Source organism: uncultured Gemella sp. (assembly GCF_963537375.1).
Taxonomy (GTDB): domain Bacteria; phylum Bacillota; class Bacilli; order Staphylococcales; family Gemellaceae; genus Gemella.
Genome location: NZ_CAUTDQ010000057.1, coordinates 1 through 8,761 on the forward strand (window position 1 = coordinate 1; position 8,761 = coordinate 8,761).

An 8,761-nucleotide genomic window follows, 5' to 3' on the forward strand; every position below is an offset into this window, starting at 1 on the left:
CCGATTACAAGTGAACCGCAGGCACTAGTAATAATCATTTTTTTCTTGTTCATACATATTCTCCTTAAATATTTAATTCGTAATAATTCCGTTTTATTATAACATAGTGTTTTGAGTTTGTAAATAGGAATCTTTACGGTTAATGTGCGTAATTACTATCAACTAAAAAATATATACTTCTATAAAATTAAAAATAAAGAGTAACAATTAATTTCTAAATCGTTACTCTTTATAGTGTCTTAATTATTCTTTTGCCCTCTTCTTATTAATATTGCAGCTAAGATTAGCATAACTCCAACTAATTCTAAAGTCACAGTTTTTATACCAGTTTTTGGTAACGAAGAGACTTTATTCACATTATCTATTTTTTTAGTTAATGTTTCTGGTAATTCTTCCTTCTTAACATCTACAGCTCTTTCGGGAATAATCACCTGTGCTCTTTCTTCAAGATTTTTTGCACCAATTTTTATTCGTTCTACAATTGTAAATTTACTAAAATGGTTAATATTAAACTGTAATTCTCCTTCTGAATATTTACTATTAACTTTTTCAAGAGAGTTATCATTCGTAATATGATAAACTTCTAATTCAGTATTATCCTTCTTAGTTATTGCTATTTTTACAGTTCTCTCCTCGTTACTGTCTACCTTTTTATCATCTTTTTCAAAGTGGATTTCGAACGTTTCTATAATTTTATAATCATTACCTAACTTGTTTTCAATAGATTTATTTAACTTATTATCATTTAAAGATTCAACATATAATTTATCAGCTGCGATACTTCCTTTTTTATATTCTACTCTTAGATCACGGCCTGATAAATTTGCAACTAACAAATCTTTATTAGGAGATTTTTTTAGATTATGATATTTTTCATTATCCGACATTGCCGGGAACTTATTATCGTCATCTTGTTTTACTTGAGTTTTATCTTCTTTCGGTTCTACCACTTGTTTTCTGTCTGGTTCAATAGATGATTTTTTATCTGGCATAACTGATGGTTTTTCTATTGGCTTTTCTTCTAGTTTCACAGGTGGTTTTCTGTCTGGTTTTCCTGGTATTTTTTCTTCAGATCTCACAGGCAGTTTTCTTACCGGTTTTCCCGCTGTTTTGCCTTTTGGCTTCACTAGCGGTTTTCTAACTGATTTCTCTGGTAGTTGTACAAGTGGTTTATTCTCTAATTTTTTAGATGCATTCTCTGGTAGGATAGGTTCAACATCTGGTCGAACACCACTCTCATCAATTATTACTTTATTATCAGTTGGAATATTAGTATTTGCTGCTGCATTTGTCGTACCAATTTTCCCAGCACTTAACCCAATAATAATACTTGTAACACCGACTGTTACTTTTCTAATAGAATATCTATATCTATTTCTCTTCACTTCTATTCTCCTAAAATGATTATTAAATCTATTTAAACTTTCTAATTATTATATTATACATTACCATTTTCATCAAGTAAAAGTCATAAAAAAGTTTGATTAGCATTGAAATTACTAATCAAACTTTTTTTATTTTTATCTAGATAAAAATGAGAAAAATCCACTTATAATAGCGACATTAAAGAAGTCAATAAATAATGCCCCTACTATTGGCATAACGAAGAACGCTATATGTGAGTGTTTATATTTATCACAAACACTTTGCATATTCGCAATACCATTTGGTGTCGCTCCAAGTCCAAATCCAACGTGTCCTGCAGATAATACAGCGGCATCATAATTTCCACCCATTACTCTAAATGTAACGAAGTAGATAAATATCCATGCTAATACTGCTTGAGCTAATAATAAAGCAGCAAGTTGTCCTGCGACACTACTTAGTTCCCATAGTTTTAAACTTATCATAGCCATTCCTAAGAATAGATTTAATGAAACATCCTCTAAAATATGAATTTCTTCATAGTGTAAATCAAACTTACTTGTATGGTCTGTTACATTTCTTAAAATTGCCGCTACAATCATCGGCCCAATATAGTTCGGGAAGTTTAAAAACTGATTTAAAAATGTTGATACATAACTTCCGATAAACATTGATAGTAAAATTAAGAAAAATGCTTTCGCGAAATTCTCACCATCTAATTTCTTAACATCATTATTGAATAAAAATTCATCGTTGTGTACTTTTTCATTTTCAACTTCTTCAACTACTACTTTTAACTTTTTACCACTAATTAATCTGTTAGCTAATGGTCCTCCAAGACTAGACCCTGCGATTAAACCAAAAGTTGCTGCCGCAATAGCAACACTCTTAGCACCTGTGTGGCCCAATTCCTCAACGATTGGTGCCATCGCAGCCGCAGTCCCATGTCCACCTGTCATTGCAGTCGAACCTGTTAATAATGCTATTAGCGGATCTATTCCAGTTGCATATCCAATTCCGACCGCTACAATATTTTGAAGAACTACTAAAATTATAGCCATTAATAAGAACATAACAACTTTTCTTCCACCAACTTTAAGTAATCTCCAACTTGCATTAAACCCTATACTTGTAAAGAATACTGTCATAAAGAAACTTTGTAAAGTATTATCAAACTCAAAAATTACTAAGTTTGTTTGTCTTAAGACTAAATTTAATATTGCAAATAAGAATCCTCCAATAACTGGCGATGGTATACAATATGTTTCAAAGAATTTAACTCTACTTCTCAGAAATCTTCCAATAATTAATATTACAACAGCCAATCCTACTGTTTGTATCATATCCATTTTTATATTAAACATATTATCATCCTTTCTATATTTACGTTATATTTTCTAACATGTTGTTATAAACTTTATATTTAGAAAGTACACTTTATAAATTTTAATTTTTGAAAATTTTTCAATGTAAATTTGCAAAATATTATAATTTTATATATTAATATTACACTTTATTTTAATTTTTTTCAAGACTACGTTAGATTTTATTACATTTTAATAACTATCAGTTTTAAAATAAATAAACAGAACGATTAGTTTTAAACAATTTTTAAAATTATTTTTTACAAATTCGCTCTGTTTATTATTTTTCAGATTTAATAGTAATCTGAATATAGTTAGCATTAATATGAAGCTAGTATTCTTTTAAACCGCGCTTCATAATTAGAATATTGGTTTTAAAAATTCTGACCAAGTCTCATAATTTTCTTCTGATTTTGCTTCTTCTGCTGACATCCACTTGATAACAAGTGTATCATCTTCTTTTACTTCCACTTTAGTTTTATCAACTTTACACTCATAGACAACACCTACATGGACTTGACCTACTTCTGTTTTATCATCATTTATCAACCCTATAAAGTGTAGATTATTTAATGCCTCTTCTTCAGAAACTCCCACTTCTTCATTCAACTCTCTAGCAGCATTGATTTTTAACATTTCAAAAATTGTTTTTCCTTCAACCTCATTCATATGTCCACCAATACCAACAGAAGCTTTACCGTGAAGTCTTGATTCACCTCCACCTACTAGGCGTTTATATACTAATACATCATTAGTATTCGAATCTTTTAATAGTACGTACCCGATTAATTGTTTATAACTTGGATCTTCTTCCATATCTCCACGACGTTTTACTTCATATGATTCGAATGTATCAATAATTTTTTTTGTTTTATCATCATTTTTTTCTATAAAACCATAAAAATGATTTTCCTCATTATTAAATAATTCTTTTCTATTTACAACTAAAATTTGTTCATCCCACTTGCTCATCATTTTTTATCCTTTCTCTTTATTTTGCTTGGTATGTTCCTTCTCTTAATTCTTTAGCTATTTTCGCTATTTTTCTAAATCTATGATTAAGACCCGATTTCGATAATTTTCCATCTTCAATCATTTCCGCTATTTCTTTTAATGGATACTCTGGATACTTAAGTCTTGCTTCAGCAACAACTCGAAGTTTCTCATCGATATTATCCAACCCTATTCTTTCCTCAATTATATTAATATCCTCAACCTGCTTCGCAGAGGCATTAACAGTCTTATTCATATTCGCCATGTCGCAATTTTGCATTCTATTTACAGAGTTATTTATATCTCTAACAATTCTTTCATCTTCAAATTGGAACAAAGCTTGAAAAGCTCCTACCAAATTAATAAACTCAGCTATTTTCTCAGATTCCTTAATATAAACAATGAATCCTTTTTTTCTTTCAAGGCTTCTTGCATTCAATTTATAACTATTTAATAGTTCATTTAATTCTCTATTGTGTTCCTCATAAGATGAGAAAATCTCCATATGATAACTAGATGTACGAGGGTTATTTATCGAACCACCTGCTAAAAATGCACCACGTAAATACGCTCGTTTTTTCTCATCCGTATCTATTAATTCTTTAGCAATATCTATTCTCATTGTGTAATTATCATTTAGAATGTAAAGATCAGTCAATATTTCTTTCACATTTTGATCTAAACGACAAATATATACATTATTTTTCTTTAACTTTAATTTTTTACGTACAGAAATATTCACATGTACATCATAAAAATACTTAATTAAAGAAAACATTCTTCGTGCTATTGAGGCGTTCTCAGTTTGAAAACTTAAGCTTAACCTACCATTCGATATATTTAATACACCGTTCATTTTTATAAGAGCAGATAACTCAGATAAAAATTCTCTATCTTTTGTTATCTCTATTAAAGTCAACTCTTTTTTCATATCTGAAGCGTATGACATAAATTCCCTCCTATCTTCATTTTTCTATAACCTATATATTTTATCATGATAATAGTAAATTAACAAATTATTTGAGTTGAAAATATAGTTAACATAGTACATTTGCAAATCAATATGAGAAAAAAAAGAGTTAACATACTATGTACATTAACTCATCTTTTCTAATATTCTATTTTTATTAGACTCATTTACCTCTATACGTTCTTTTATACCTTGTTTATCAAAGAAAAGTACTTCGTCAGAGACTTGACATAAAAATTCATAATCGTGGGTAATTATAAATATCACAACATCATCTTTAGCTATTTGCTGGATCAAATGGCTTAGTTCTATCATATTTACATAATCTAGTCCGCTCGTTGGTTCATCAAATACTAAGATTTTTTTATTAGACAATAAGGCAGATGCTATCGCTACCCTTTGTTTTTCTCCTCCAGATAATGTATTAGGATGACGATTTAAAAATTTCCTAATATTTAATTTATCTACTACTTCATCAAATAACTCTAAATTCTCACTACCTAACTTAATCTCCTTTTCAACAAGGTTAGTAAATAATTGATAATTCACATCTTGCATTACTTGGAATGTACTACGTATTAAATCTTTTTTATTAAGATTTTTTCCATTAAGTGTAACTTTATGTTTAGATTTATGTAGTCCACTTAGAGCATTAGCAAAAGTAGTCTTTCCGCATCCATTAGCACCAATTATAGAATAAATTTTTGATGAAGAAAAACTCTCATTTTTTAAATAAACTTGATGATTATGGACTTTATAATCTAGTTGCTCAATATATAAATAATTCTCTTTATTCTTTCTAGGTTCTTTCTTACCAAGCTCTACTCTTGATAAATCTATTTGTCTAGTTTGACACGCTCTACTATCAAAATCAGAAAGCTGTTCTTTTGTAACTTCGTGAACTAGTCTACCATCTTTAATAATATACATTCTATCGATTAAATTCTTTAGATAGTAAATTCTATGCTCAGCTACAATTATTGTCTTTCCTTTATTTTTCAATGCTTCTATTATTGAAGATATTAGTTTTATAGATTTTAAATCTAGATTACTAGTAATTTCATCAAGAACATAAACATCAGCATCAAGCATCATACTTGCCATAAAAGCTAGTTTTTGTTTTTCACCACCACTTAATTCTAAGACATTTCTATCCAATAGATAATCAGCAGCAAACTCATTTACTACTTCATCAATTCTATTTTGAATTTCAGGTTTAGAATAACCATAATTTTCCATACTAAAAGCAAGTTCACTAGTAGAGTCTAAATTGAAAAACTGATTCTTAGGATTTTGAAATACACTTCCTACTACTTTAGAGAAATCTTTTAATCTATCTCCTATACTTAGATGTGCAACTTTAAATTCTCCACTGAAACCACCATCGAAAAATTCAGGAGCTAGACCATTTAAAACCCTCATAATTGTTGTTTTCCCACAGCCACTTGCTCCCGTAAACAGAATACATTCACCTTTTTTGATTTCTAGTGACAAATCTTCAATATTTAATTTTTTAGATTCAATATATTTGTAATTAAAATTTTTAAATGTTATCAACTTATCACCTCATAAACATAATAAAACAAAAAATTATAGTAACAGCTACCATGACCAAATAATCAATCTTGTTAAATTTTAATTCAATATAACTAGTTGGTTTTTCTTCATTATCTATACCACGGCACAAACACGAAACAGAAAGTTCATTAGCAATATTTGTACTTATAATTACATAAGGAACAAATATATATTCAAAAAATTTAAATGGATGAAGTAAGTAGTAACCTCTACTTACTCCAATCCCCTTCATTTTTAACGAATTCTTTATTAGTTTGTAGTCAGTAAGTAATACAGGGAAAAATCTGTATAAAACTGCAAGAACTATTATCATTTTCTTTGGTAATCTAATACTTCTTAAAAAGCATATCAATTCAGATACTTTTGAACTACTAACTAACGCCATACCCGCACATAATGGGAAATATAACGTTTTAAACATTAGTGCAGTTAGTAATAAAAAGCTATCAACAACTTGAAGCGTTACAGTATGAGCAAAGAAAACTTCATATGCTGTAAAGAAAAGATATATCCCGAAAAATCTAATCATTCTTTTAAAGTTAGAACTTATACCTAAGTATATTGAAAAACAAAGTGCAATAACTAAATGCATGCTAATTGGCATCATTTTAAACATTAAAATATTAGCAATGATCAATATAAAAATCTTAGTTCTTATATCTAACTTCAACATACTATATACCTGCTTTATTGAAATTCTTGAAATATAATTTTCTTCCAAGGTATGTTCCAATAATTGAGAAAATAATCGTAAAGATAACTATAAAAATAAATGTCTTCATATCTGTAGAACTCATAACTAAGTTAATTTTTTCTTGAGAATAATTTCTATTTTGAAGATGTTTTACATATGCATCTTTCATAAAGAACATTGGTAATATTAATCCGATATTTCCTAAATTAAAGAATAAGTATGATAAATATTCATTTCCATATCTGAATGCAATCTCCGCTAAAACAGCCGCTCCAATTAGAACAACTCCACCTACAACAGAGTGACCTGATACAGTCATAAAAATACCAATAATTGCTATCATTATAAATATAGCCATATTTTTATTGATTTTATTAAAAATTAAACTATATACACTTCCACAAACTAGGGCAGCCGTAATAGAAGTATAGGTAGCAAAATATACTTTTCCGCCAAATATCAATGATGTTAAAAATGTAGAAATTCCAATTCCCACAGCCATTACAAGAATTAATAAAATAGTATAAAGTCCTAAAGTAATTAAATCTTTAATCTGTAAATTTTTATTTTCTTCTTTATTTATATATTTTAATTCTGTCATCTATTACCCCACTATAATTTCTTCAGTGCATCTAGAGCATTGTTATAGTTTGGCTCTTCACCGATTTCCTCTAACACTTCTTTATAGCGAATAACTCCTTGTTCATCAAGAACAAAAACAGCACGTGATAATAAACCTAATTCTTCGATTAATAATCCATTATTATTTTCAAAATCACGATATTTATAGTCAGAAACAGTAATTGCATTGTTAATCTCTTTATCAGCACAGAATCTTCCTAATGCAAATGGTAAGTCTTTTGATACTGTGATTACTATTGTATCAGTTAAATCCCCTACTGCTTTATTAAAGTTAATAGTTTGTAAAGCACATACTCCTGTGTCTACTGATGGGAATGTGTTGACAATTACTTTTTTCCCTTTATAATCTGATAATTCAAACTCTGATAATGTTTTAGTAACAGCTCTAAAATTCGGGAAAACTTCCCCTAAGTTTAGCTTGTCTTCAATAGTAACTGGTGTTCCTTTAAAGCTTATTGTTTTCTTCATAATTAATACCTCTTTTTAATATAATTTATATTGATAAAACTATCTACAACTAATGATAACATATTTCAATTAGAGTTAAAAGTTTTTTACATAATTTAATATGATTTTAAGCGTTTTTTATGTAGTTTTGTTATTATTTTATGATATAATAGAATGGAATATTGTTTGAAAGGATTATTTTTATGTCAAAAGAAGAAAAAGATATAGTAGTTAAAAATGATACTACAGATACGACTGAAGAAAAAGATAACTCTACATCTTTTTTTGGTCGTTTTAAAAAACAAGTTAAGACTCTTAATTTTAAAAATAATGAATCTAAGATTAACGAAAATAGTAGTTCTCATATTGATGAATCCGCTATTGAAAAAGAACTTCGAGAAAAAGAAAAAGAAGTAAAAAAACAAGAACAAGAATTAAAAAAACGAGCTTTAGAGCTAGAAAAAGCTAAAAAACAATTTGAAGAACAACAACGTAAAATAGAAGAAGAGAAGAAGAAAAATGAACTTGCTCGTGCTGAAAAAGAAAGACTTGAAAAAGAACGTATTGCTCGTGAAAAAGAATTAGAACGTCAACGCATCGAAAAAGAAAAAGCTGAAAAACGTGAACAAGAACGTCTTGAAAAAGAACGTATCGCTCGTGAAAAAGAATTAGAACGTCAACGCATCGAAAAAGAAAAAGCTGAAAAAC

Annotated in this window: 8 protein-coding genes and 1 pseudogene; 1 reads left to right on the plus strand and 8 read right to left on the minus strand. The window is 28.5% G+C overall.

The annotated features are described in order from the left end of the window. Positions 1–239: 239 nt before the first annotated feature. The 8 genes from RYK99_RS08375 to tpx form a co-directional block, all read right to left on the minus strand. Positions 240–1,385, minus strand: coding sequence for a YSIRK-type signal peptide-containing protein (locus RYK99_RS08375; RefSeq protein ID WP_314991759.1), 1,146 nt, complete (start codon positions 1,383–1,385; stop codon positions 240–242). A 135-nt stretch (positions 1,386–1,520) separates the two neighbouring features. Further along, positions 1,521–2,729, minus strand: a complete 1,209-nt coding sequence (gltS, locus tag RYK99_RS08380) for a sodium/glutamate symporter (protein ID WP_314991761.1) — start codon at positions 2,727–2,729, stop codon at positions 1,521–1,523. Positions 2,730–3,089: 360 nt separating this feature from the next. Further along, positions 3,090–3,701: an NUDIX domain-containing protein gene (locus RYK99_RS08385; RefSeq protein ID WP_314991773.1), complete on the minus strand. Its 612-nt coding sequence runs from the start codon at positions 3,699–3,701 to the stop codon at positions 3,090–3,092. A gap of 19 nt (positions 3,702–3,720) precedes the next feature. Then, complete coding sequence (gene whiA / locus RYK99_RS08390) at positions 3,721–4,671, minus strand: DNA-binding protein WhiA (RefSeq protein WP_003146989.1); 951 nt, start codon at positions 4,669–4,671, stop codon at positions 3,721–3,723. 147 nt (positions 4,672–4,818) lie between these two features. Further along, entirely contained in the window at positions 4,819–6,249 is a 1,431-nt protein-coding gene (locus RYK99_RS08395; RefSeq protein ID WP_314991763.1) for an ABC transporter ATP-binding protein, read from the minus strand. Positions 6,250–6,253: 4 nt separating this feature from the next. Then, a complete protein-coding gene (locus tag RYK99_RS08400) occupies positions 6,254–6,943 on the minus strand; it encodes an energy-coupling factor transporter transmembrane component T (RefSeq protein WP_314991767.1) in 690 nt (229 codons plus the stop codon). Position 6,944: 1 nt separating this feature from the next. Continuing rightward, positions 6,945–7,565: an MptD family putative ECF transporter S component gene (locus tag RYK99_RS08405; protein ID WP_314991769.1), complete on the minus strand. Its 621-nt coding sequence runs from the start codon at positions 7,563–7,565 to the stop codon at positions 6,945–6,947. 11 nt (positions 7,566–7,576) lie between these two features. Then, a complete protein-coding gene (tpx, locus tag RYK99_RS08410; protein ID WP_314991771.1) occupies positions 7,577–8,074 on the minus strand; it encodes a thiol peroxidase in 498 nt (165 codons plus the stop codon). A gap of 182 nt (positions 8,075–8,256) precedes the next feature. On the opposite strand from tpx, the pseudogene RYK99_RS08415 reads away from it, so the two are divergent. Continuing rightward, positions 8,257–8,761: pseudogene (locus tag RYK99_RS08415) on the plus strand (transporter); the annotation flags it as partial.